The following is a 24,523-nucleotide window of genomic DNA, read 5'->3' on the forward strand; positions in this document are numbered from 1 at the left end:
AAGCCGATCGAAAACATCCTTAGTATCATTGCAAACGAACTTCTTTTCACCCTAGGCCAATACTGGCCCAACTACTTAAACCAGAACGCTCATGACTTACGTATCTTCAGTCGTAGCATCGTCCCGAACGGCACCCATTGAATGGCCTCCTCTGAAATTATATCTGCGGGAAACTGGCCGTCAATCATTCCCAGTTTCAGATTTGGTCTATATGCAAGCCGTAGCTAACTACAGCTGGCTAAACTGGATGGATGGCCGCCGGATGTTAATGCCACGTACGTTGAAATATTACATGCCTAAGCTGCCTATGGAATGGTTCATCCGACTTCATCGGAACTGCGTTGTTAACCGACGCTACGTTGAACGGCTGGAACGTACCGAAACAGGGGGCCTGGTCCATCTGTCAACCGGCGATGTCCTGCCCGTATCACGACGGCGCTGGACCAGTGTCCGCAGACAACTAATGAATAGTATCCCACACCTCAATTAATCCATATAGTTTCAGCGGTTTTCTGCTTCTGATTACACCTATTTACTTAAAACCACTACCAAACAGAAATGCCCTCCAACAAGCTTGCTGGAGGGCATTTCTGTTTATGTGCTCACCTTACATTTTCTCCAGAACCCGTTCCATCGAGACCTCCTGGCCAATCCGGGCTTTTAACTCACTGATTGGAACTCGAATCTGTTCGGTCGTATCGCGGTACCGTATCGTAACCGTATCGTCTTCAAGGGTTTGATAGTCTACGGCAATACAGAACGGTGTACCAATCAAATCCTGCCGTGTATACCGCTTCCCAATCGCATCCCGTTCTTCGTAAACAACCCGGAACTCAGAGCGTAGGCTTTTGACAATGGCTTCCGCTTTTTCTGGCAAACCATCTTTGCGTACCAGCGGGAATACAGCTGCTTTTACAGGAGCCAGTGCTGGATGAAGTTTCAGATAGGTCCGCTCTTTCTGGTCATCGCCTTCACCCACAATCTCTTTGGTGAAGGCATTACAGAACGTAGCGAGGAACAAACGGTCAGCACCAACCGACGTTTCCACTACGTATGGAATATAGTTGCCATAAGGCTTACCCGTAGCCGCATCGACTTCATTATCGAAATACTGCTGCTTTTTCCGGCTCAACTCCTGATGCGATTTCAGATCGAAATCGGTACGGGAGTGAATACCTTCCATTTCGCGGAAACCAAACGGAAACTCATACTCGATATCTACCGCAGCATTCGCGTAGTGAGCCAGCTTTTCGTGAATATGGAATTTGAGTTTTTCGGCAGGAAGACCCAACGCCTGATGGAACGTCATGCGGGTATCGCGCCAACGCTCATACCACTCCATTTCGGTGCCAGGGCGTACAAAAAACTGCATTTCCATCTGCTCGAACTCCCGCATCCGAAACGTAAACTGCCGGGCCACGATCTCGTTTCGGAATGCCTTACCAATCTGAGCGATTCCAAACGGAATTTTCATCCGACCGGTTTTCTGTACGTTCAGGAAGTTGACAAAAATACCCTGCGCCGTTTCCGGACGTAGATAGATCAGACTGGCATCTTCGGCTACCGACCCGACCTGCGTTGAAAACATCAGGTTAAACTGACGGACTTCGGTCCAGTTGTCAGTACCCGAAATTGGATCTTTAATACCCTCCGCGATGATCAGATTACGCAGTCCCTCCATATCGTCGGCACTTTGCAATCGGCCTAATTCATTGCGAAGAGCCTTCCCACGGTCAGCATCACCCGCTTTTTCATACTCCTCGGCTTTCAGCTCGATAAGTTGGTCGGCCCGATACCGTTTTTTCGAATCACGGTTATCGATCATGGGATCATTAAACGAATCGACGTGCCCTGATGCTTTCCAGGTTAGGGGATGCATAAAGATCGATGCGTCGATGCCTACTACGTTGTCGTGGAGTTGGGTCATTGCTTTCCACCACAGCGTTTTGAGGTTATTTTTAAGCTCTACGCCATTCTGGCCGTAATCATACACAGCCTGTAGCCCATCGTAAATTTCAGAAGACGGAAAAACGAAGCCATATTCTTTGGCATGGGCAATTATGTCTTGTAAAGAGGTTGCCGGGGACACTTTCTGCTCTGTCATAATCAGTTACTAAGACCGCAAAGATAGGAGTTAGACCGAAAATCCCCGAAATTGGCTAACTTTCGCTATCAAGATGACAACAACAGTTTTTGAATCGCCACTTGGTTACGTTCGCATCAGGGGCGATGAAGCGGGCGTTTCTTCCATTTCCTGTATTGATGTTTCTACCAATGAGCCAGTATCCGATTCTGTAGCTGCCCCCGTTGATCAGGCTGTAATCCAGCTAAAGGAATACTTTGCCCGAACTCGTCAAACCTTTGATTTTCCGATCAATCCGCAGGGAACGCCTTTTCAGCAACGCGTCTGGCAGGCTCTGCTGGAAGTGCCCTATGGTACCAGTCAGTCTTACCTGACTCTGACGCGACGTATCGGCGACGAGAAGGCAATTCGGGCGGTAGCGGCTGCCAACGGTAAAAATCCGCTATGGATAGTAGTACCCTGTCATCGAATAATTGGTTCGGATGGTTCGTTAACAGGCTATGCTGGTGGTCTCTGGCGCAAAAAATGGCTTCTTGACCATGAACGCGGAGAGTCCGGGCAGTTATCTTTGTTTTAGTATCCATGACCAAACTATCTTTTCTTATTGCCAGCTGCTATTTGCTGATTCTCTCTTCATGCGCGCCACGCTATAAAGGCCCCAAAACTGATCATTTTGACGGCAAAAAATTTTTCAACCCTGGTATGCCCGAACGAACGTCGGGCGGAGTACTAAAATGGTTGCTTCATCGGGACAAAGGCCCCTGGCCAGCCCAAACCAACCCGTTTATTGGCCCCAGGCCAGCCACTCGCGTCGAAGGTGATAGCGTGGTCTTAACTTTCGTCAACCATTCTACGTTTTTGATTCAGACGAACGGCCTAAATATTTTGACCGATCCAGTCTGGTCTGGCTATGTGGGCATGCCAGTACTTAATGTTAAGCGGAAACGCCCACCTGGCATACGCTTCGAGGAACTGCCTCCTATCGATGTGGTGCTGCTTAGCCATAACCATTACGATCACCTGGACCTACCAACCCTAAAAAAGCTGGTTAAATCACATAATCCTCTTTTCATAACCCCACTTGGTGTTTCTCCTCTACCCAAATCAGTTGGCGGCCGTATAGACCGCGAGTTGGACTGGAACGATACGCTACGTGTCAACGAACGATTGCAGGTCACCTGTACACAAGCGCAGCATACTAGTAATCGTGGCTTATTTGACCGGAATAAAACTCTGTGGTGTGGCTATTTGCTGCATACGCCATACGGGACAATTTATTTCTGTGGTGACAGTGGCTACGGCCCCCATTTTAAACGTATCGCTCAACAGGCCGATACGAGTTCTACAGGTGCCATAAAGCTAGCGTTGTTACCCATTGGCTCGTATCGTCCCGAATGGTTTATGGCGCCTGTACACGTTTCGCCCGCTGGCGCTGTGCAAGCCTTTCTGGATTTAAATCCTACGCAAGCTGTCGGTATTCATTTCGGAACATTTCAGCAAGGAGACGATGGTCTGACCGAACCCGCCGACGATCTTAGAAAAGCACTAAAGCAACAGAATCTGCCAGAAAATAGATTTATTGCACCGGAAGAAGGTAAGGCAATGATCTTTAAATAGTGTACGTTTGTTTTTAGGAATCGAAGCCCAATCTAATTTTTGTCGAGTTAACCCTTACGATCTGAGTGAAACGATATACTGCTATACTTCTGTTTACCCTATCCATCATTGGTCTGCTAACGGCTTGCTCTAAAGAAGAAACAAACGTTGCGTCCTCCGGCCCAATCGTAGGGCAGTGGGATATCAATCGGTATACCATTTCCGATTTACCGACTTCTTACTCTACGCTAAACGGAACTGTAAATACCAATCTGGGCATTGATACGTATACGTTTAGAGGAGACGCTACATATTCAGAAACGTATTCATCCTATGATGGCTCAAGCAAAGGATCAGAAGATGGCAACTGGGTACGTACCGACTCCATTCTGGTTCTAACCCCCACCGCTACCTCATCGGGAAAAACACTAGCTCCGTACAAATTCAAGTATATTTCGGATCGGGGCGAATTATCGACGGGGAAATTTCAAACCTCAGGAATTGCTATCAATCCGACCACGAACAAGGAAGAAACTATTTCCTACTCACTCGAATTTTTCTACCTGAAACGATATTAAAAAAGCTACCAGTTGCGAAAGGACTGGTAGCTTTTCAGGCTTTTTCAATCAATCTGACTAGCAGGCAATCTTACCTACTCTCCGCTGATGCCGCCCCCCTTCGAACTCGGTTTCTAAAAAAAGCTGGACGCAGGCCAGCGCATCGGCTAACGTAGTAAACCGTTCGGGCAAACAGAGTACGTTCGCATCGTTATGCTGTCGGGTAAGCTCGGCAATTTCCGGTTGCCAAACCAGGGCTGCCCGAACGCCCTGATGCTTATTGGCAGTCATGCATACTCCTTGTCCACTACCACAGACCAGTACGCCCCGATCAGCCTTGCCGGTTTCCACAGCGGAGGCTACCGGATGCGCAAAATCAGCATAATCGGCAGAGTCGGCCGAATACGTACCAAAATCCGTGACTGTATAATTGTGTTCTTCAAGCCAGTTCTTAATAGCTTCCTTGTACGTAAATCCGGCGTGGTCGGCCCCAATCGCAATTTGATAAGACATAATAAAGTAAGATAATCAGGCAAATAGAAAAGTAAGGCTAATCAGCCATCCTTCCGTTTTTTTAATAACTTGTTAACCGTAACTACGTATTTATCTGAGCAAAATCGAAACGTTTTAACAAAATTATTCGTTATTTGACTCCCCCCGAACAAAAAAATGTAATTGGTTTATATAACTCACTGCATTTTAACACAGTGATGGGGGCTAATTAGTTTGATAACCAAGTGAGTACGTTTCGCGCCCACTGCCTTTTTTTAGTACATAATGGAAGAAACAAAAGAAAATGTTCACCGCTCTGAAACGCAGAGCACCGAACGCATTACACAGGACCTACCCAAGCGCGACGAGTTACTCCTTACTCCCGACGAACAACGTATCAAAGAAGCTTTTCAGGATCGCAACTGGAACGAGATAAAAACTGCCGACTCCTGGGTCATTTTTAAAGTAATGGCCGAATTTGTTGAAGGCTTCGATAAACTGGCCAAGATTGGCCCGTGCGTATCCATTTTTGGGTCGGCACGTACCAAGCCCGATAACCCCTATTACAAAATGACCGAGGAAATAGCCGCCAAGCTGGTTCGCCATGGGTATGGCGTTATTACGGGTGGCGGTCCCGGTATCATGGAAGCGGGTAATAAAGGTGCCTTTGAACAGGGTGGCAAATCGGTTGGCCTGAATATTAAACTTCCTTTCGAGCAACATAGCAATATTTACATCGATCCCGACAAGAGCATCAACTTCGATTTCTTTTTTGTTCGGAAAGTAATGTTCGTTAAATACGCTCAGGGGTTTGTGGTTATGCCAGGCGGTATGGGTACGCTCGATGAGCTGTTTGAGGCTATAACCCTGATTCAAACGCGCAAAATCGCTCGTTTCCCGATTGTGCTGGTTGGACGCTCATTCTGGAGTGGCTTACTGGATTGGATTCAGGAAGTCATGCTGGGTCAGGAGCATAATATCAATCCAGAAGATATGAAACTCGTGAGTTTGGTCGATACGCCCGCTGAGGCCGTTAAAGCCATCGACGATTTTTACAGCAAATATCTACTGAAACCCAATTTCTGATAAAAAGCCTGAATTTTGATTGCTGAACGTAGTGTTCTTGTAATCAAAATTCAGGCTTTTTAAAATTCCAGATAAGGAGCAATTTTTTCGATTGTTTTCGCATCCAGAATCCGAATAGGACGTAGCGCTTCGGCTGACGTATAGGCCCCATGTTGCTCCCGATACCGAACGATTAGTTCGGCCTGTCTCCGTGACAGAAACGGATGCTTATCTAACTCTTCCGCCGAAGCTGAATTGACAGCTATACGACGCGGAGCCGAACGAATCTGACCGAATCGCTGCAACTCATCCAGCGCCAACGAGTCAAGGCCATAGATATCCCGAAACTGTTCAGTGGATACGAAGCCGCCCAACGCATCCCTAAATTTTATGATCCGTTTGGCCAGCGTAGAGCCAATTCCTTTCAACGCCTTTAGCTGAACCGTATCGGCCGTGTTGATATCGAACGGCTGCAGTACGGGCTTGGCGGGCCGGGTATACGTAGCGCTCCCGCTATTCAGTTTGCTTAAATCATTACCTTTTTCATAACCGTTCCCACTGGTAATCGGCTTATACGTAGTGGATTGGCTAGCTACGTTCTGATCCGGCAGCTTGATGTAAGGTTCCAACTGGTCGTACAAATCCGGCGGGAAGTCGTATATTCTCAGTAAATCATCTTTCTTACGAAAGCGCCCCCCCTTAGTTCGATATTTGTCAATACGTTCGGCCAACCACCTCGGTAGTCCTAATTGCTGCCACTCTCGCACACTGACTGTATTCGGGTCAAACGTGAATAATTTGGGTTCACTAAAATGTTCAGCTGTAGTTCTGTTTTTTTCCGGATTATCTCTCAGCGAAGTCTGCTGCTGCTCTTGCTGCTGCATGAGGGCCACTAGACTGTCCAGCTTCCGCTGGTCAGCCGCCGACGTAGCAGGCAACTTCCTGTCTGTATTCAATCTATAGAGAAAAGGGAACAGCAAACAAAGAAGCGTCAGGAAAACCAGGACGAGAAACCCTCGGGTTTCCTTGTGTGACATACCAAAGTAGTCACGTATCAACTGTATAAATCGGTTAATCATACAAGTTACTTATAGCGCGCTGCAATATAAGTAACCAAATTTATTATTTTGTTTTACTTTTCAATTTCTAACTAGGGCTCTGTATCTAGTGAAGAAGCGATAGCTTTAAACAGTTATTTCTCGACCAGCTTCAATATTTTCCCGCCTAAATCGCAGAGATACATTTCATGCTTTTGATCTTCTCCAAAGGCTGAAATCGCGCCAGAGCGTGGCACTAACTCGAAATTCGACGTTGCTTTGCTACCATCGGCAGTTAACGCCCACACTCGCCCACTGGCATAATCGGCGTACACATATTTGCCTTTAATGGAAGGAGTTTGGGTACCCCGATACACCATGCCGCCCGTAATCGATACGTCGCCATTACGATGGCTATACTCCCATATCGGGCCAATCAGGTTTTTTGGCGTCTGGTTTTCGGCAGGCTTGTAATTATCACGCCCTTCTTTTAGTCGCCATCCATAGTTACCACCTTTTGTGATAAGATCAATTTCTTCAATCTCATTCTGGCCAACATCTCCGGCCCACAAACGGCCTTGTTCATCAAAACTAATTCGCCAGGGATTCCGAAGTCCATACGCATAGATCTCTTCCAGAAATCCTTCTTTGTTAGTTGCGAACGGGTTATCGGCCGGAATACTATAATTTCCTTTTGCCGTACCGTTCACATCGATACGTAGTATTTTTCCCAGCCAGCTCTTACGATCCTGTCCGTTGTTTTGTGGGTCTCCCCCACTGCCACCATCGCCTGTCGATACGTAGAGATAACCATCGGGTCCGAAAACAACTTTTCCCCCGTTATGATTAGCGTAAGGCTGTTTGAACGTAAAGAGAACAACCTCCGATTTTGGATCTACCTGTGACGCATCAACCGATGAAGCTTTAAAACGACTGACTACCGTTTCGCGTGGATTATTCTTAGTATAATTGACGAAGAAATAACCGTTTTCTTTAAACTTGGGGTGAAAGGCCACTCCTAATAATCCCATTTCGCCACCATACGCTACGTGGTTTCGTATATCCAGGTAGGTTTGAGCGGAGGACGTAGCCGCGTTATTATCGAACACCTTAATCCGGCCCGACTGCTCAACGACAAACACGCGATTCGTTCCATCACTGGCGTGTGTATAGTCGACAGGTGAGTCGAACTTGAGTTTTGGGTAGGCATCAACCACTTGAATTGTGGCGACTTTGGGTTCATGGGAAATAAACGAGGTCGGCAGAATGCCCGCTTCCTTTACATCGGCGGTAATTGCAACCGGACTATCTGAAACGGCTGTCTTATCGGGCTGGCAAAGCGACCACAAAAACCAGGAAAATCCGGCGGTGGCAACCAGCGAAATAAGTAATGCATTTATGGCCTTACCAAACATGGCAGTTCTTCTAATTTGTTGAGTCAACAAATCATAACTCAAAATCAGCGCCAAACCAGTTAATCGAACTTTACGGTATGCATTTTGTTGTCATATCGATAAAAATCAATAAAATACCTGCATAAATGAACGTTATACAGGAAACATGCACTTTTATGAGTGTTGTATCCTTTCCTCACCACGGGGCAACTTTTCCACTTTTAAAGACTCTTTTTAGTAACTTTCTATAGACTACTCGCCTTACCTCATTGATCATGACAGTTGCTAATTCTACGTTTCTCGATCATCTGGCAGCCCAACGCGCCCAGTTTCGCTATAAGCTCCCTTCTCGGCCGGAAGCCGGACGATTTATCGACCAACTGATGCGACTCTTGTTTCCTGTTACGCAGGATTGCCAGTCGGCATCGCAACATATCGACGAAACATATCAGCGCCTGACTCAGCAGTTCGTTCATTTGCTCCAACCGCTTACCGATACGTTACCGAATACACCCGAAGTTGTGACGCAGCATTTTTTCGACCAGCTGCCAACGATCTACGATAATTTATTACTCGATGCCCGAGCCATTGTCGACAACGATCCAGCCGCCATCGGTATTGAAGAAGTTGTGGCCGTCTATCCTGGGTTTTATACAATTGCGGTTTATCGAATTGCCCACGAACTGCTTAAACTGAACGTACCCTTATTGCCCCGAATGCTGACGGAATATGCGCATGGGCTAACGGGTATCGACATTCACCCTGGTGCTCAGATCGGGCGTTCTTTTTTCATTGACCACGGAACAGGTGTTGTTATAGGCGAAACCACTATCATCGGCGATAATGTCAAACTATACCAGGGCGTTACGTTAGGAGCGACACACGTGGCCAAATCAATGGCTCAGAAAAAACGTCACCCTACCATTGAAAACAACGTAGTGATTTACGCCAACGCAACCATTCTGGGTGGCCGTACCGTAGTTGGCCACGACTCCGTAATTGGTGGTAACGTATGGCTAACGCACAGTGTTGAACCGTATTCGATGGTATATAATCAGCACCAGACCGAAGTTCGGTTGAAATCGCTGGAGGACGCCGAACCAATCAATTTCGTTATATAACTCATTTCCTTTCCCTACCCATGAAAGCCAATAGCATCCTAGACACTATCGGACAAACACCCCATGTCCGCATTAATCGACTATTTCCCGGCTACGACGTCTGGATGAAGCTGGAACGAGCTAATCCCGGAGCCAGCATCAAAGATCGTATTGCGCTGGCCATGATTGACGATGCCGAAGCAAAAGGACTTCTAACTACAGGAAGCACCATTATTGAGCCAACCTCGGGTAATACGGGCATTGGCCTGGCTATGGTTGCTGCCGTTAAAGGCTACAAACTGATTCTGGTAATGCCCGAATCAATGAGTGTAGAACGCCGTAAGATTATGGCGGCCTACGGAGCAAAATTCGATCTGACCCCGCGTGAGCTCGGGATGAAAGGAGCGATTGCCAGAGCCCACGAACTCGTAAACGCTACTCCCGGTGCATGGATGCCGCAACAATTTGAAAATCCAGCCAATATCGACATCCACAAACGGACTACGGCACAGGAAATTTTAGCCGATTTTCCTGAAGGGCTTGATGTGCTGATTACAGGCGTTGGTACGGGCGGACATATTACGGCGGTGGCCGAAGTATTAAAAGAAGCGTTTCCTTCGCTGAAGGCCTACGCCGTTGAGCCAGAATTGTCGCCCGTGATCAGCGGTGGCGCCCCTGGTCCTCATCCCATTCAGGGTATTGGTGCCGGTTTTATTCCCACTAACCTACACGTTGATGTGTTAGACGGCACCATTCAGGTAAGCAAAGAAAGTGCCTTTGCCTGGGCGCAGCGGGCGGCTAAAGAAGAAGGTATTTTTGTCGGTATTTCTTCGGGGGCCTCCCTGGCGGCCGTTGCCCAAAAGCTTCCCGATATCACCCCCGGCAGCAAAATCCTTACATTTTGTTACGATACCGGGGAACGATATTTGTCAATCGACGGATTGTATTAATGTAGCGATACACATCTCTCCTCTGCTTATCGCTATTTCCTCTCCAATTCGTAAACCATTACGTATTGGTCGACACGTATTGTATCGACTTTAACGCAACGTTATTTATGTACCGACAATTAGACATTTACCGATTTATAAAAGACACTATTTTTATTGTGGCTGGGGTATTCAGTGCAGGGCTGGGTATTAAAGGCTTTCTGATGTCGAGTCATTTTATTGATGGTGGCGTAACAGGAGTTTCCATGCTTCTGGCAAACCTCTTCAAAATACCCCTCCCTCTTTGGCTACTGATCATTAACTTACCCTTTATTGGTTTGGGATACCGTCAGTTTGGGCGTCAGTTTGCGCTGAAAAGCACATTGGCTATCGCTGGTCTTTCTATCAGTCTGGCGGTTGTACCCTTCCCAGACGTAACCCCCGATTTTCTGCTAACTGCTGTTTTTGGCGGCTTTTTTATCGGCGCTGGCATTGGCTTAACCATTCGTGGAGGTGCTGTTCTGGACGGCACTGAGATTGCGGCCCTGCTGATTAGTCGAAGTTATCATACCCTTAAGGTTAGTGATGTTATTCTAATATTAAACGTATCCATTTTTGGGGCAGCTGCGTTTTTCCTAGGTATCAATCCGGCCTTGTACTCAATGATTACCTACTTCGCAGCCTCTAAAACGGTTGATTTCGTAATTCACGGCATTGAGGAATACACGGCCATTTTAGTTGTCTCGAAAAACCCGGAACCCATTCGCGAAAAAATCATCGAACGCGGCTGGGGAATTACCATCCTGCGCGGACAGGGCGGTTATGGCAAACACGGTAGCCACCAGGAAATAGAAACGGTTCTGTATACGGTTATTACGCGTCTGGAAATTACCCGACTACGCTCTATCGTACTTGAATTAGACCCCAATGCGTTTATCATTCAGCATAGTGTCGATGACGTAGCGGGTGGCAAGGTTAAAAGTTTGCCGATGCACTAATAGATGTATGGCGTATGAAATAAGATGTATCATCTGGTTTAATACATCTTATTTCATACGCCATACATTCCTCTCTCCCACTAATACTTGTTTTTGTCCGTTTGTGGAGAAATCCCGCGCCGAAACCGGATTTCAGACTCTTTAGTCTGGAATCCGGTTTTTGATTTCCCTAAACGACCAATACATGACGTTCTCTCTACCAAAACACGTTATCATCCTGTTCTTTTTTTTAACGGGATCAGCCTGGGCCCAAAAAGGTCCGAACGTAACAGGTCTCGTACATGACCCTACCGGTTCGGTGGTCGAGTTTGCCACAGTGGCACTACATCGAGCCTCCGACTCAACGGTTTTGAAAACTGAATTTAGCGACGCAGCCGGTACGTATCGTTTCCCCTCCGTGCCAGCCGGTCAGTATTTCGTATCGGCTTCACAAGTTGGTTTCGCGCGCTCGCAAACCAACGCATTTACGGTTTCAACCTCGAACGAATCACTACCTGTTATCCAACTTAAATCGAGCAGCGCTACGCAACTGAAGGAAGTAACCGTTCAGGCGCGTAAACCCATGTTTGAGCGCGAAGCGGATCGGATTGTCGTTAACGTAGATGGTAGTCCGCTAAGTGCCGGTGCTACGTCGCTGGAAATACTAAGTCGATCACCGGGTATCACGGTCGATCAGAATGACAATCTGGCGCTACGGGGTAAACAGGGTGTGCTGGTGTTGATCGATGGAAAACGCGTACCAATGACGGGCTCCGAACTAGCCGATATGCTACGTTCACTCCCGGCTAATTCCGTCGAAAAAATCGAATTAATAACCAATCCTCCTGCCAAATATGATGCCGCCGGAAGCGCCGGTATTATTGCCATCAAGCTCAAAAAAGACGGACGCCAGGGAACAAACGGCAGCTTAACCACCAGTTATGGATACGGTCGATATGGTAAATTTACGAGCGGCATTAACCTGAACCACCGCCACAAAAAAACGAACCTGTTTGGTAGTTACAACTACAACGACCGCAACGTTTTCACGCAGTTAATACTGCACCGCGATTTCTATCAGAATGGGCAATTTGCGGGCAGCAGTGACCAGGAAAATCAGGGAAAAACGCACTATAAGACGCATACCTATCGGGCGGGTATTGACTATTCGGTTTCGAAACGAACGATGGCTGGTATCGTTGTGAACGGCATGGCGCTGGATGCGAAAGCCAGTATTCCAAACGTAACGAAAACATACGACGCCGAAAACCAGCTCCAGTCGAGCTACACATCGGCCAATAACCGTGGGCTTCGTATACCTAACCTTGCCGGCAACGTTAATATCAAACACAGCTTTGATTCTACCGGTAAACGGGAATTATCGGCCGATTTCGATCTTGCCCATTACGAAACCCACCGGCTCCAGAATCTGGCTACTACGTTCATCGTACCAGCTATTTCGCCAACTATCCTGGCCGGGGATCTGAGTGGCGCCCTGGATATTACGTCGTTCAAAGCCGATTATGTTCACGCGCTCCCCAATAAAGGCCGTTTAGAAGGAGGAATAAAGTTTAGCCAGGTTCATTCGGACAATAACGTATTGTTTACCAACATCATTGACAGTCAGAGCGTTGTCGACACCGGAAAAAGCAATCACTTCCGCTACGATGAGAACATTAACGCGGCTTACATTAACCTCAATCAAACGTTCAATAAACTCACCGTCCAACTGGGCTTTCGGGGCGAGCAGACGACTGCAAAGGGGCAACAGGTTATTGGCAATGCTGGCTTCTCCCGTAATTATTTTCAGCTATTCCCCAGCATTTTCCTGAAACAACCCTTATCGAAAAACCACGACATGAGTCTGTCGCTGAGCCGACGGATTGATCGGCCAACGTATAACCAATTGAATCCATTCCGGGCCTACATCGATGCTACTACGTATTTCACGGGCAATCCCGCTCTGTTTCCTCAGTTAAGCTACAACGTTGAGCTTACGCATACGTTTAAACAGAAATTTATAACATCCGTCAGCTATAGTCGAACCGACCAGCCCATTATCGACGTAGTACAACCCGCTCCCGACGGCAATCGGCAGGCAGTTTCTACGTTTCAAAACCTGACTCGTTCAGACTATTATGGGCTAACGCTCACCGTTCCGGCACAGCCAGCCAACTGGTGGACAATGGACAACAACCTGGTCGCTTATTACCAACAGTTCGTAGGCAATCTGGCCGGAACGTCGCTCAACACAGGAATTCCGGCCTACTCAATCAATACGGCGAATACGTTTACGCTTGGCAATGGCTGGACCGCCGACGTAACGGGAAATTATCGCTCGCGACAGTTATACGGTTTTCTGGACATTCGGCCATTAGGCCAGTTGAACATTGGCTTACAGAAAACAATGCTCAACAAGAAGGGAACCTTAAAAGTAAATGTGACCGATATTTTTTACACCAGCCCGCTGCACGCTACGTCGGAATACGATAATTATAAGGAAAGCTTCAATCAACGCCAGGATACCCGAGTTGCTACAGCGTCATTTACGTACCGCTTTGGTAATGATACATTGGCGCCAACCCGTCGACGTACCGGTGGTGCAGAGGAAGAAAAGCGCCGGGCCGGCGGAGCTTAGATCACGAAACCGACAGTGGACGTAGCCGCTTATTGACGGGCAAACTGCTCCACTGTCGTTTCTGGTTTTCCAAGATCAGACCAGGTTTGATCAGCCTCAAATACTTCCGGATAGTGGTTAAGTGCTTCGGTGATATGCCAGCCATAGTTAGCCTGAGCAGAAAACCGACGTGCTATTTTCAGTAGCAAGGGCGAAGTTGTTAGAAGAAAAAGCTTTTCTTTCCTATAGGCTCGGACAAAGCGTTCCGCTGCTTCCTGTTGGGTGACGGCTTCGGGCCCCTGAATCATATATTCCTGATTCTGGTTATCACCAGCAATCTGGAGTGCCCGGACAACCTGTTTGCCATAATCGCGGGCCGATACGTACCAGGGCCTGACCGCCGATTGCCCGACTAGCAAGACAAACGGGCCAATTCGCTGTGTTGTATTCAGCGAATCCATAAAACAGGAAGGGTAGAAAATACTGTACGGAATCCCCGATTCTTTCAGCAAACGAATGGCCTGCTGCTTTATAGCAAATACCCACCAGCGAAAACCATTCATGCCTTGATAGCGGATGATGATTGACGACAAATAAGCAATTCGACGTACTCCGGTAAGTTTTGCGGCTTGAATCAGATGTTGTAAGCCCTGCCCTTCGGTATGAAAATCGATCTCGGCTTCTGTTTGCCTTATCGACAGATTTAAATAGACCGTATCGACGCCCTGTAACGCGTTTACCAGGCTATCTATGCGTTGCAAATCGCCAGCAACTACGTCAGTATTCGGAAACAGTTGCTGCGTCTTAAGTCGATCACGAGCGATCAGCCGAACCGAAGAACCAAAGGCATGAATCAATTCCTCGGCAACTGGTTTTCCCAACATACCCGTTGCCCCAAAAACGCCAATTCGCATACAGAAAACGCGTCAGAAATTACCGTAAGCCCCGAACAAAGCGACGCATCGTATCCCGATATACCTGCTCAGACTGTTCAACGTGCTGTTCGTCCTTCAGTAACATGGCTAACGAGATCATGCCGTGCGAGGTAGCCCACCACTCAAAATATAACTTCTGAATGCTTTCTTTCGACTTTGGAATAAAGGAGAAAATAGTTTGCCGGACAGTATCGCCCACAGCCTGCATCGCATCTGATTCACAGACAGGAATAGTGCAGTAGGCACCATTCAGATTGTACATGACCTGGTAAATTTCCGGCTGCTGACGGGCGAAATCCCATTGAACCAGCGAAATTTCATAGAGCCGCTTCTCAGGATCCCGATATAATTTTACAATACGTTCGTATTCCTGATGAAGGTGCCGGAATCCTTCGCTTCGAATTTCGTCCAGCAACACGTCTTTGCTATCGAAATATTCGTAAACAATGGGGGCACTATATTCTATGGCGTCGGCAATCTTGCGGATCGAAACGGCCTGCCATCCTTCACGACGGGCAATCGCTTTTGCTGTTCCTATGATTCCCGAGCGGGCATTTTCGCGTGAACGCGGCTTACGCTCGATAGTTTCCATAAACAAATAGGTAATCAGTCTTTTAGTTAACGGTGTTAAATCGCCTGAAAACTACGTATTTATGGTTATATAATCTAGGTTTAATGTAAATTTTCTTAAAAAAATCAAATTTTCTCTAACACAGTTAGCATAATTGAAGCGCACTGGTCCACTAGCTTAGAACTTAACGTACTTACCTATTGATCACAATAGTACTATTAATTGATAATCAGTCTTATGCTTTTTCGGCAAGTAGCCACACGCCTTCATCCCCCAGCGCATACGGATCGCCCATAACTGTTCCGTAACAGTCAATCACGGTCAATCCAGACTGAAAAAATAGCTGGCGCAAGTCAGCCAGTGTATACACGTAGTGTTGAGCCATGCGCGTTTGGACTTCACCCGCTCGCACATAAGTCAGATGAGAATCGATTCGGCTCTCCAGCGGGTCGTATTCGTTCTGAGCCAAAAACAAAATAGTCGATTCCGTTTCGTCGCCAACCGGGAGCCAGTTACGTTCCTGATAATCGGGTAAAATCGATTCCGCTACCATTTCCGTATGCGCCAGAAATCGCCCACCCGGCTTCAATACTTCAGCGATCCGATTCAGAAACGTTAACATCGTATCCCGGTCAAAGAAACTAAAACTGTTGCCCAGACAGTAGGCGGCATCAAATGGCGTACCGGATGACAGTAACGAATCTGACACCGTCAGAAAATCACCCTGAATTGGGTCCAGCGACAGTTTTTCCTCCGTAGCGGTAGCAGAAAGTTCCTGAATGTATTCTTCTGAAATATCGACTCCCGTTACGTGCGTCCCCATTCGTGCTAACGGAATGGCGTGACGGCCATATCCACAAAAAACATCGAGCAAACGATCATCCGGACCAAACTCCAACGTATCGACGAGTAGTTCAATATCCAGTTGCGTTTGCTCTTCGGTTTGGGCGGCTTTCCAGGCAGCCTGCGGTAGGCCATGAAAAAAGTTGTGATACCAGGCCATGTTTTCACTGATGACTTCTGAATGATAGAATAGTTGAATCGAAAAGTCATATTGGATCTCTTATTCACTGATTCTGTCATCCAGAATTCACTCATTATTAAAGTGTCGCCAATGTTTGTTGAATAGCCTCAAAGCTAGGCACATCACCAGCGCTTTCGAGTACTTCAACGTACTGCACAATACCGTCTTTATCGATAACAAAGGCCGAGCGTTTGCTCACTCCCTTCAGATTCAGCACGAATGTTTCGTAATACGTATCATAGGTCTGAGAAACCTCCTTATTGAAATCTGACAATAGGTCGAAGGGCAGATTTTGCTCTTCTTTAAATTTAGCCAGGGTAAATGGGGAATCAACAGAAATAGCCACAACCTCCGCGTTTAGCCGAGAATACGTAGCAATATTGTCGCGCATTTCACACAATTCAGCGGTACATACGCTGGTAAAAGCCATTGGAAAGAAAAGAACAATCAGGTTTTTTCCTTTAAAATTGCTCAGCGAGACTTCTTTCTTCTCGGTATTGAACAAGGTAAAATCAGGTGCTTTTTGACCGACTGTAAGCATAATAGATTTTTGATTCTGAATTTTGAATTGTTGCTTTGGCCTTAAATCCGTCCGAAGAGCGAAATTCCGAAAAAGCGAAGGCAAAACAAGTTGTTTTTGCTATAAAAACAATCGTGAATTGGCAACATATAGCTCAAGCTCTAATTCTAAGACTGATTTAATTAACCAAAGAGTATAGATCATTGGTTATAGACTCTACTAATACGTTCAAGTACTTCAACAGAAAAATAGAACTGATTTCCTAGATGCAGAACTACTGGGGCATTGACCTGGGTGGCACCAAGATTGAAGGCGTTATCCTGACCGCTCCCTCTCCCGACGCCGTTGTTATTCGTAAACGTATTGATACTGAAGCCCACAAAGGCTATGATCACATTATTGGTCAGATGTTACGACTGATCGACATGCTTAAATCCGAAACGGGCTTAATCCCCGAACGTATTGGTTTTGGTACGCCGGGAACATTCGATCCCAGTCGCCAGACCATGAAAAACTGTAATACTACCGTTTTAAATGGCCGCCCAATGAAGCAGGATCTGGCCCGGCTGCTTGGCGTTCCGGTTGAAGTTGCCAACGATGCCAACTGTTTTGCGCTGGCCGAAGCAACAATGGGTATCGTTCCCGATGTTGTTCCTAATTACCAAACGGTGTTTGGCGTAATTATGGGAACAGGCGTTGGTGGTGGCGTTGTGCTTAAAGGACGTGACGGTGCCCCTTTTGTTTTGAATGGTTTGCAGGGAATTGGGGGCGAATGGGGCCATAATATTCTCGAGGAAAACGGATATCCCTGCTACTGCGGAAAACGGGGCTGTACAGAACAGGTTATTTCGGGTCCTGCGCTGCAACGCTATTATCACCAGATCAGTGGCGAAGAGCGAACCATGAAAGACATTATGGATCGTTACGCAGACGGGCAGGATCTGTTTGCCAGCCAGACCGTTAACCGAATGCTGGAATATTTTGGCCGGGCCATTTCCGGCATTATCAACATACTCGATCCCGATGCGATTGTGCTTGGCGGTGGCGTTGGCAATGTTGATTTGCTGTATACGGAAGGAGTAGAACGGGCAAAAAAATACGTGTTCAATTCCGGCGAATTGAGCACGCGTTTCTTAAAACCCAAACTCGGCGATAGCGCAGGCGTATTTGGCGCAGCGCTTTTATAGTTTATAGTTGGCTGACGCGTCAGCAAAATCTTGCGTCAGCCAACTATAAACTATAAACTCAAAAACTATAAACTATAAACTTACCTTGGTCTGCCCCGAGTTCCGCCCTGTGCTGGTTGTTGCTGTTGTTGCTGACCACCATTGTCATTATCGCCCGCCTTGACATCGTCGTTATCAACGGAGCGCCCCCGACGGCGTTGCGGCTGATCGAAGCTGAGCTTACCAAACTTATAGCTGAAATTCACCCGCACACCAGCGTTGTACAAGCTTGTCAAGCTGTTCTGGGCAAAAATCGGCGAGCTGGATTCCGATCTAACCGTGAATGGGTGATTAAAGAAGTTTTCGGCCGCAATACCAAAACTACCCCGCTTATCTTTAATGTCTTTTTTCAGTCCAAGGCTATAGAAGGCAAAACCGCCCTGTGAACCCTGCAACTGAATCTGTCGGCCACGAATAAACCCGAATCCCTGAACGCCCCAGCCATTTTTCAACGTCAGATTAGTGAAGAAACGACCCGTAACAACCCAACCAGAATTCGTAGCATTGTAGATAAGCGTCGAGCTATTATTAGTTAGATAAGCGTAGAAAACATCGACTCCGCCCCCAATCTGCCATTTCGAAAACAACGTAGCGTTACCAAATACGTTTGCTCCATACGACGACTCTTTCCCGATGTTCTGATACGTTGTCCGAATAACCTGCGTCAGAGCCGGATTATTTACCTGTCCTAAACTGTTCGTAACCGTATCGCGAACGCTGGTAATCGAGTTGTTTGTCTGACGCGCAAACAACGAGAAATTCAGATATACGCTTTTTACGTAGGCACTACTGCTCAACTCAAAATTATCCGTCAGTTCGGGAGCCAGCAACGGGTTACCCTGCGTAATATTGGTTGGGTTAGACGTATTCACGTTCGGGTTCAAAAACTGAATACCAGGCCGCTGTAACCGCCGGTTATAGGCCAGTTTAACGGTTTTTCCTCCCTTAAGTGCCTTCGAAATATTAATACTGGGAACCAGATTGCTATAATTCGGAATACCTAAATCCTGCCCCGCTGCTCCCCCCTGTTCTCCAGGTTGATTCTGGCTATAGTTTGCATTGATTGCGGTATGCTCAAAGCGCGTTCCCGCTTTGATGGTGTATTTGTTCTTGGTCGTCAACGTGTAGGAAACATAACCAGCTCCAATGGTCTGATCATAATTCAACGTATTGTCAGAACGGGTTGGATCGTCGCCAAAAGCACCCGTTCCAGCGCCCAGCCTGTATTGAAAAGCACTTTCGACCTGGCGAAAAATACCTTTACCCCCGAACTCAATCAGTTGATTTTTTCCGATGGGCGTCTGATAATCACCCTGAATGGTCGTTTCCTGGTTATAGCTATTGTTAAGGTTCTGCTGCCGTGAAACGATAGTATTGAAATCCTTATTATTTAAAATATCGGCGGTGAAATCATTGTTCCGATTGTTGCGGCTATACTGTGCCGAAACACTTAATTCCTGCTGTGGTTTCGCGTACGTCCGCGTGTAGTCGATGTTGGCATCTACCGTTCCCGACAAATCTTTGGTTTCGACGTTACGTGCGTTAATACGTGGGAAGAAATCCGTTGGCGAAACGGTTCGGGTTATAAAATTATCCTGATTGGCAAAGTTATTCCGGGCACCATAGCGCAGGCTGGCCGTGATAGAACTGTTTTTGCTGATATCATAATCCCAGCCTAGCGTATATTGCCCGAAAATGCCCCGGTTTCTCGTATCGGCCGATTGCTGGGTTGTGGTCGTGCCATTGCTGCCAAATGTCTGCTGCGTATTGTCAAATTTACCGATTACGTTGTAGTTCGCCCGGCCAAAACCGCTCAGACTAAAACCCATTTTTCCGGTTCTCAGGTTACCGTTCAGGCCGAGGTTGCTGCCCCGATTACCAACTCCTGTATCCAGATTAAGCGTAAAACCCTGCAACGTATTTTTCTTGGTAACAATATTGATAATACCCGCCGAGCCTTCTGCGTCGTACTTGGCCGATGGCGACGTAATGACTTCAACCGTTTTAATCATGTCGGCCGGGATCTGCTTCAGCGCATCAGCTACGCTACTAGCCACAATAGTAGACGGTTTATTGTTGATCAGCACCCGAACGTTGCTGCTCCCCCGTAAGCTAACGTTACCGTCCAAATCCACGGATAGTAGCGGCACCTTACGCATAACGTCGGTAGCATCACCGCCTTTGGCCGTAATGTCTTTATCAGCGTTATAGACCAATCGGTCAACTTTTTCTTCGACCAGAGAAGCCTGGCCAACCACTTCTACTTCCTTCAGCGTACGAACATCGGGGGCTAACTTTACCATGCCTAAGTCGACATCGCCTTTTCGATCCAGCCGTACACTGGAAACGGTTTTATTACGGTATCCAACAAAGGAAATCAGTAACTGAAAATCGCCCTGAGGCAGTTTATTGAGCGTAAACTTTCCCTTTTCATCGGCGACGGTTCCATCAATCGGCTTTTTCGTTGTAACATCGATTAGGGCGATACTGGCAAATTCGACGGGTTTGTTGGTCGTTGAATCAACAATGGTTCCAGTCAGCTTCGCATTACCTCTTGGCGAGTTATCACTGGACGTACCAGGAATGGTTACCGGGCGTTGTTCTCGACCACCAGGCATTGCAGGAAACTGCGCACGAGCCGAGTCAACAGAAGCTAATAAGGTAGCCCCTATTGCGAGCACGCGTAGTGCTTTTTTCATAGTCAGGTTATTCAAATAAATAGGATAATATGCCGGGGATTCCCGGAAAAAGACAAATTACTGCATAAAAACGCGCGAATTTACGATGGTATACTAAATACTACCTACAGGATAAGCATTAAAGAAACGGTGGAAGCTAATTAAGCAAATAAGGTAGGTTCTTTCTTCAGTTCAGCATACTCAGCTGGGGCCATTACTTCCGGAACGTCGCTAGGTTCCGATCGCGACGTAATACGTTTGCTGATGCTGTAACTATGCATCCGGCTGTAGGGATATTGTTTACTCAGCAGAGCCAATGCATCGGCTTCGTTCAAGTCGTCGTGCAGCCATATCCGTTCGTCGTCAGCCGACAACAAACAGGGCATTCGTTTCTTCGAATTATGAATTTTCGCCAGCAATGGATTCGCATCCGTTGTTAGTAGCGTATAGGTTGTTACTAGTTCGCCCGTTTCCGGATCAGCCCATTCATCCCACAACCCCGCAATCGAAACGATTTTCTGGTCCGTTGAACTGATATAAAAAGGGAACTTTTTACTACCAATTGTATGCCATTCGTAAAAACCCGTTACCGGAATCAGACAACGCTTGCCAGACTGAGCAGCGGCTCTGAAGGACGGCTTTTCATAAATTGTTTCCGAACGGGCATTGATGGTTTTTGTCCGAATCTCACGAGCATCGTCCAGGCTCCTTGTCCAGTGTGGTACCAATCCCCAGGTAATTAGCTGAAAAGAAGACGGTTTCTGATGCGTTATTATTGGCCAGGCTGGAAACTGATAGGCATTAGCGTGATATACCGGCTGGAAATCAGCCGTTTTTGGCATGTCAGCCTCGTAACGGGCTTCAAGTTCGGCCGCCTTAACGGCCAGTGATTTATGAAAACACATGAGACTGATTAGTACAATCGTTAACAGCCAACAGCTATAGATAGTTAACCAACAAGAGGCTGCTCTGGTTATACTTTCCCCGGATTTTGTCGGGCAATTTAACGTAGTGTTTCCAGTTCGTTCATCTGCTCTCGTAGTTCATCTACATACAGATCCTTAAACATACCGGCCATTGACGCTAAGCCAATTGATAACGTCGTTATACCAACCGGAATCAACAAGAGAAAGAGCGTATTCAGCCAGCCTTCCGGCAACTTGCGGGCTATAGTTGGTAACATAACCATCGAACCAGCCAGCATAATAGACATCCATACCCATTTCATCAATCTGGTGTGGCGCAAACGTAACGTAATGATGTCAGTCAATGTCTGGTAGAGGTCATGCGTTAATAATTGTTTATTACGTAGATTATTCCGGTGCTGTATAGACATATATAAGCCAACGATAGCTACGATCATATACAGACAAGCAGGAACGTAGTGAATGGGACGTGTATAGTCGAAGGCATTCCCTGCAATGACGGCACTAAAAAAGACAACAACGCCACTCAGAATGGCCAATACGGGTCTAAGCTCACGTAGCATTTTGTCAATTGTACTTTGGGATCGGTTCTGAAGCGTAAGCTGCAGGAGCTTTTGGCCCAATTGCTGAGTTGCGTCTAATTTCTGGTCGTACGCTTTCCAGATCATTTTAAATTCATCGAGTTCCATATGCTTATTGGTTTGTTACGTCTACAATTCGTTTCAGCCTGGCTTTGATTCGATTTAACTTTACACCCACATTGACTACGGATATGCCGGTAATTCCGGCGATTTCTTCGTAGGAATTGTCATCCAGATACAGCAGTACGATGGCTTTCTCGACTGGCGATAACTGGTCAACGGCCGCATACAACTGCTGCATCTGGTCGTCGTTTTCGGATGAAAGAGCGATCTGGTCGATTTTCAGCCATTGCTCTTCGTATGAAACAGCATGTGGTTGCCTGGCTTGTTTTCGATACAGCGATATAGCTGTGTTTAGCGCCACTCGATACATCCAGGTCGAGGCCTGAGCTGTTCCCCGATACGTAGGAAATGATCGCCAGAGCTGAAGTACGATCTCCTGATATAAATCTTTTCGGTCATCGTCGTTTTTCCCATAGAGCCTACACACTTTATGAATAATTCCGACATGGGCACTGACAGTCTCTAAAAACTCAAGTTCCATTCTTGTGTGTATTTAGCCAGTTAGTCGCAGCTTTTGGCAAAAAATTACAGGCCCAAACAAAAAAAGTCTACCGCCCGTTAATTCATCGTTATAAATCTGCCTTATGTCAAGCTCCAAGCCAACGACTTCCGCAACCGACCCGTCAACCACTGAGTCTACTACCATCGCTACGTTAGAACGTACAAGCTGGAAACAGCTAACCGCTGCCACCAAAGATGAAGACGCTCCATTTCGATTTATGACCGTTGCTACGTGTACGAATCAGGGGGCAGATGCCAGAATGGTTGTGCTACGCTACGTCGACGAAACCCGAAAATACGTATGGTTTCATACCGATGCACGATCGGCAAAAGTGCTGCAACTGGAAGCTTTCCCTAACGCTACGTTACTATTCTGGGATCAGAAGCAGAAAATACAGCTACGGCTAATTGTAGAAACTCGCTTACATACGGATGACTACGTAGCAGACGATCAATGGAAAGAATTACCTGTAAGTAGTAGAAAAATGTACCTCTCGGAACTACGTCCTGGTACAGAACAGGAGATTCCTTATCCGGGATATCCCGAAGAACTACAGAATAGACTTCCCGACAAGGAAGAAAGCGAAGCGGGTCGCTCGAATTTTTCGGTAATTGAATGTCGTGTTCTGGAGATGGATTATTTGCATCTCAGCCGTGAAGGTCAGACACGGGCACGATTTCAATACGAACCGACTCTTAAACTGGTATGGCTAGCGCCTTGATTGTCCCGAAAACTACTTCGGTATAAGTGAATCAACAGAGAAGATTACCCTACAGGTATCATTGAATATCGGGTAAGTCGGCAAAAATATCGGCCATTTTTACGTCATACAGATCATCATAGAACGCTGATTTCTATGATTGCCTATGGTGTACCACTGATAGTCCTCTTATTCTCTTCTTCACATGATCTGCGTGAATCATAAAATTAGCGACCTGTTGTAATCATTTCCTAGACCCAACTAGTTTGACTCACAGGCAACGGTATGATATCATGGCAACGACGAACCGGTCATTCACCTACGATCTTGATTACAGAAATCTGAACCTACGCGAACACCCTGAACTCTACCGTGTTGGGAAGGGCGAAATGGGCGTTCTGCTCGTTCAGCCCTACAAATCAGAAATACTACCCTACTGGAAATTCAAAACTCCCGACATTGCCCGGCAATCATCGGAGAAAATCTTTCAGCTATTTCTGGATTATAAACAGAAGGATGATTTTATCGGGATGGATATGGCGCGTAAGTTTCTGCAAATGGGCTACACCCGATCCCGGCGATACGCCAATCATCGTACCGGACAGAAATACGACGGCCCCGTACCAGACGACAAAAAAGGACAATCTGGTGCACACGGACGCCAACAGCTTCCGCGCGATGAAGATCCCGTAAAAGCTGAATCAGCCCGCATATTCTACGCCAAGTATCTGGAAGCCCGCGAAGACGAAAAATACAAGCAACTCAAAAAGGAATGGCAGCAGAAATACGGCTGATTACCTAATCTTTACGACCTTTGCGCCAGCGTAGCACTCCTCAGCGTTTTTTTCAGCTGAAGAAAGTGCCAGAAATACGCCACGAATGCAAAGAAA

24 protein-coding genes are annotated in these 24,523 nt (G+C 46.8%); 12 read left to right on the plus strand and 12 right to left on the minus strand.

Features of this window, described 5'->3' with window-relative positions; translation table 11 throughout:
* Positions 1 to 91: 91 nt before the first annotated feature.
* The gene (locus GK108_RS24730; protein ID WP_163954257.1) at positions 92 to 490 is read left to right on the plus strand and encodes a LytR/AlgR family response regulator transcription factor; all 399 of its coding nucleotides are present in this window, start codon (positions 92 to 94) and stop codon (positions 488 to 490) included.
* A 117-nt stretch (positions 491 to 607) separates the two neighbouring features.
* On the opposite strand, the gene GK108_RS24735 is transcribed toward GK108_RS24730, so the two are convergent.
* Complete coding sequence (locus tag GK108_RS24735) at positions 608 to 2,104, minus strand: glycine--tRNA ligase (protein ID WP_163954258.1); 1,497 nt, start codon at positions 2,102 to 2,104, stop codon at positions 608 to 610.
* Between the two features lie 73 nt (positions 2,105 to 2,177).
* On the opposite strand from GK108_RS24735, the gene GK108_RS24740 reads away from it, so the two are divergent.
* The 3 genes from GK108_RS24740 to GK108_RS24750 all read left to right on the plus strand — a co-directional run bounded on the left by GK108_RS24740 (position 2,178) and on the right by GK108_RS24750 (position 4,257).
* Positions 2,178 to 2,660 (plus strand): methylated-DNA--[protein]-cysteine S-methyltransferase, encoded by a 483-nt coding sequence (locus GK108_RS24740; protein ID WP_163954259.1) that lies wholly within the window; start codon positions 2,178 to 2,180, stop codon positions 2,658 to 2,660.
* A 5-nt stretch (positions 2,661 to 2,665) separates the two neighbouring features.
* Entirely contained in the window at positions 2,666 to 3,700 is a 1,035-nt protein-coding gene (locus GK108_RS24745) for an MBL fold metallo-hydrolase (RefSeq protein ID WP_163954260.1), read from the plus strand.
* Positions 3,701 to 3,765: 65 nt separating this feature from the next.
* Positions 3,766 to 4,257, plus strand: coding sequence for a hypothetical protein (locus GK108_RS24750; RefSeq protein WP_163954261.1), 492 nt, complete (start codon positions 3,766 to 3,768; stop codon positions 4,255 to 4,257).
* A gap of 57 nt (positions 4,258 to 4,314) precedes the next feature.
* Here GK108_RS24750 and rpiB read toward each other — a convergent pair whose 3' ends face one another.
* Positions 4,315 to 4,749 (minus strand): ribose 5-phosphate isomerase B, encoded by a 435-nt coding sequence (rpiB, locus tag GK108_RS24755; RefSeq protein ID WP_163954262.1) that lies wholly within the window; start codon positions 4,747 to 4,749, stop codon positions 4,315 to 4,317.
* Between the two features lie 264 nt (positions 4,750 to 5,013).
* On the opposite strand from rpiB, the gene GK108_RS24760 reads away from it, so the two are divergent.
* Complete coding sequence (locus tag GK108_RS24760; RefSeq protein WP_163954263.1) at positions 5,014 to 5,814, plus strand: LOG family protein; 801 nt, start codon at positions 5,014 to 5,016, stop codon at positions 5,812 to 5,814.
* Positions 5,815 to 5,873: 59 nt separating this feature from the next.
* On the opposite strand, the gene GK108_RS24765 is transcribed toward GK108_RS24760, so the two are convergent.
* Both GK108_RS24765 and GK108_RS24770 read right to left on the minus strand, forming a co-directional pair.
* Entirely contained in the window at positions 5,874 to 6,872 is a 999-nt protein-coding gene (locus GK108_RS24765) for a ComEA family DNA-binding protein (protein ID WP_163954264.1), read from the minus strand.
* A 113-nt stretch (positions 6,873 to 6,985) separates the two neighbouring features.
* Entirely contained in the window at positions 6,986 to 8,245 is a 1,260-nt protein-coding gene (locus GK108_RS24770; protein WP_212592877.1) for a PQQ-dependent sugar dehydrogenase, read from the minus strand.
* Positions 8,246 to 8,499: 254 nt separating this feature from the next.
* On the opposite strand from GK108_RS24770, the gene epsC reads away from it, so the two are divergent.
* The 4 genes from epsC (at position 8,500) to GK108_RS24790 (ending at position 13,868) form a co-directional block, all read left to right on the plus strand.
* The gene (gene epsC, locus GK108_RS24775; protein WP_163954265.1) at positions 8,500 to 9,345 is read left to right on the plus strand and encodes a serine O-acetyltransferase EpsC; all 846 of its coding nucleotides are present in this window, start codon (positions 8,500 to 8,502) and stop codon (positions 9,343 to 9,345) included.
* Between the two features lie 20 nt (positions 9,346 to 9,365).
* Positions 9,366 to 10,274 carry a cysteine synthase A gene (cysK, locus tag GK108_RS24780; protein WP_163954266.1) on the plus strand — a complete coding sequence of 303 codons (909 nt, stop codon included), beginning with the start codon at positions 9,366 to 9,368 and terminating at the stop codon, positions 10,272 to 10,274.
* A 107-nt stretch (positions 10,275 to 10,381) separates the two neighbouring features.
* Positions 10,382 to 11,251 carry a YitT family protein gene (locus tag GK108_RS24785; RefSeq protein WP_163954267.1) on the plus strand — a complete coding sequence of 290 codons (870 nt, stop codon included), beginning with the start codon at positions 10,382 to 10,384 and terminating at the stop codon, positions 11,249 to 11,251.
* Positions 11,252 to 11,435: 184 nt separating this feature from the next.
* Positions 11,436 to 13,868 carry a TonB-dependent receptor gene (locus GK108_RS24790; RefSeq protein WP_163954268.1) on the plus strand — a complete coding sequence of 811 codons (2,433 nt, stop codon included), beginning with the start codon at positions 11,436 to 11,438 and terminating at the stop codon, positions 13,866 to 13,868.
* A 29-nt stretch (positions 13,869 to 13,897) separates the two neighbouring features.
* Here the strand turns inward: GK108_RS24790 and GK108_RS24795 are convergent, their stop codons facing one another.
* The 4 genes from GK108_RS24795 to GK108_RS24810 all read right to left on the minus strand — a co-directional run bounded on the left by GK108_RS24795 (position 13,898) and on the right by GK108_RS24810 (position 16,918).
* Positions 13,898 to 14,761 (minus strand): SDR family oxidoreductase, encoded by an 864-nt coding sequence (locus tag GK108_RS24795; RefSeq protein WP_163954269.1) that lies wholly within the window; start codon positions 14,759 to 14,761, stop codon positions 13,898 to 13,900.
* Positions 14,762 to 14,780: 19 nt separating this feature from the next.
* Positions 14,781 to 15,374: a TetR/AcrR family transcriptional regulator gene (locus tag GK108_RS24800; RefSeq protein WP_163954270.1), complete on the minus strand. Its 594-nt coding sequence runs from the start codon at positions 15,372 to 15,374 to the stop codon at positions 14,781 to 14,783.
* A gap of 214 nt (positions 15,375 to 15,588) precedes the next feature.
* Positions 15,589 to 16,413, minus strand: a complete 825-nt coding sequence (locus GK108_RS24805) for an SAM-dependent methyltransferase (RefSeq protein ID WP_317166576.1) — start codon at positions 16,411 to 16,413, stop codon at positions 15,589 to 15,591.
* Positions 16,414 to 16,453: 40 nt separating this feature from the next.
* A complete protein-coding gene (locus GK108_RS24810) occupies positions 16,454 to 16,918 on the minus strand; it encodes a redoxin domain-containing protein (RefSeq protein ID WP_163954271.1) in 465 nt (154 codons plus the stop codon).
* A gap of 245 nt (positions 16,919 to 17,163) precedes the next feature.
* Between GK108_RS24810 and GK108_RS24815 the strand changes: the two genes are divergently transcribed.
* Positions 17,164 to 18,084 carry an ROK family protein gene (locus GK108_RS24815; protein WP_163954272.1) on the plus strand — a complete coding sequence of 307 codons (921 nt, stop codon included), beginning with the start codon at positions 17,164 to 17,166 and terminating at the stop codon, positions 18,082 to 18,084.
* Between the two features lie 80 nt (positions 18,085 to 18,164).
* Here GK108_RS24815 and GK108_RS24820 read toward each other — a convergent pair whose 3' ends face one another.
* From GK108_RS24820 to GK108_RS24835, 4 genes are all read right to left on the minus strand, one after another.
* On the minus strand, positions 18,165 to 20,822 hold the full coding sequence (locus tag GK108_RS24820) for a TonB-dependent receptor domain-containing protein (protein WP_212592879.1): 2,658 nt from the start codon (positions 20,820 to 20,822) through the stop codon (positions 18,165 to 18,167).
* A 140-nt stretch (positions 20,823 to 20,962) separates the two neighbouring features.
* Positions 20,963 to 21,706 carry an SOS response-associated peptidase gene (locus GK108_RS24825; protein ID WP_163954273.1) on the minus strand — a complete coding sequence of 248 codons (744 nt, stop codon included), beginning with the start codon at positions 21,704 to 21,706 and terminating at the stop codon, positions 20,963 to 20,965.
* Positions 21,707 to 21,804: 98 nt separating this feature from the next.
* Positions 21,805 to 22,416, minus strand: coding sequence for a hypothetical protein (locus GK108_RS24830; protein ID WP_163954274.1), 612 nt, complete (start codon positions 22,414 to 22,416; stop codon positions 21,805 to 21,807).
* A 4-nt stretch (positions 22,417 to 22,420) separates the two neighbouring features.
* Complete coding sequence (locus tag GK108_RS24835) at positions 22,421 to 22,912, minus strand: RNA polymerase sigma factor (protein ID WP_163954275.1); 492 nt, start codon at positions 22,910 to 22,912, stop codon at positions 22,421 to 22,423.
* A gap of 103 nt (positions 22,913 to 23,015) precedes the next feature.
* Between GK108_RS24835 and GK108_RS24840 the strand changes: the two genes are divergently transcribed.
* Positions 23,016 to 23,654 (plus strand): pyridoxamine 5'-phosphate oxidase family protein, encoded by a 639-nt coding sequence (locus GK108_RS24840; protein WP_163954276.1) that lies wholly within the window; start codon positions 23,016 to 23,018, stop codon positions 23,652 to 23,654.
* A gap of 272 nt (positions 23,655 to 23,926) precedes the next feature.
* Positions 23,927 to 24,427: a DUF4385 domain-containing protein gene (locus GK108_RS24845; RefSeq protein WP_163954277.1), complete on the plus strand. Its 501-nt coding sequence runs from the start codon at positions 23,927 to 23,929 to the stop codon at positions 24,425 to 24,427.
* The last annotated feature ends 96 nt before the right edge of the window (positions 24,428 to 24,523 follow it).

This window comes from Spirosoma terrae (assembly GCF_010435915.1).
GTDB classification, from domain to species: Bacteria; Bacteroidota; Bacteroidia; order Cytophagales; family Spirosomataceae; genus Spirosoma; species Spirosoma terrae.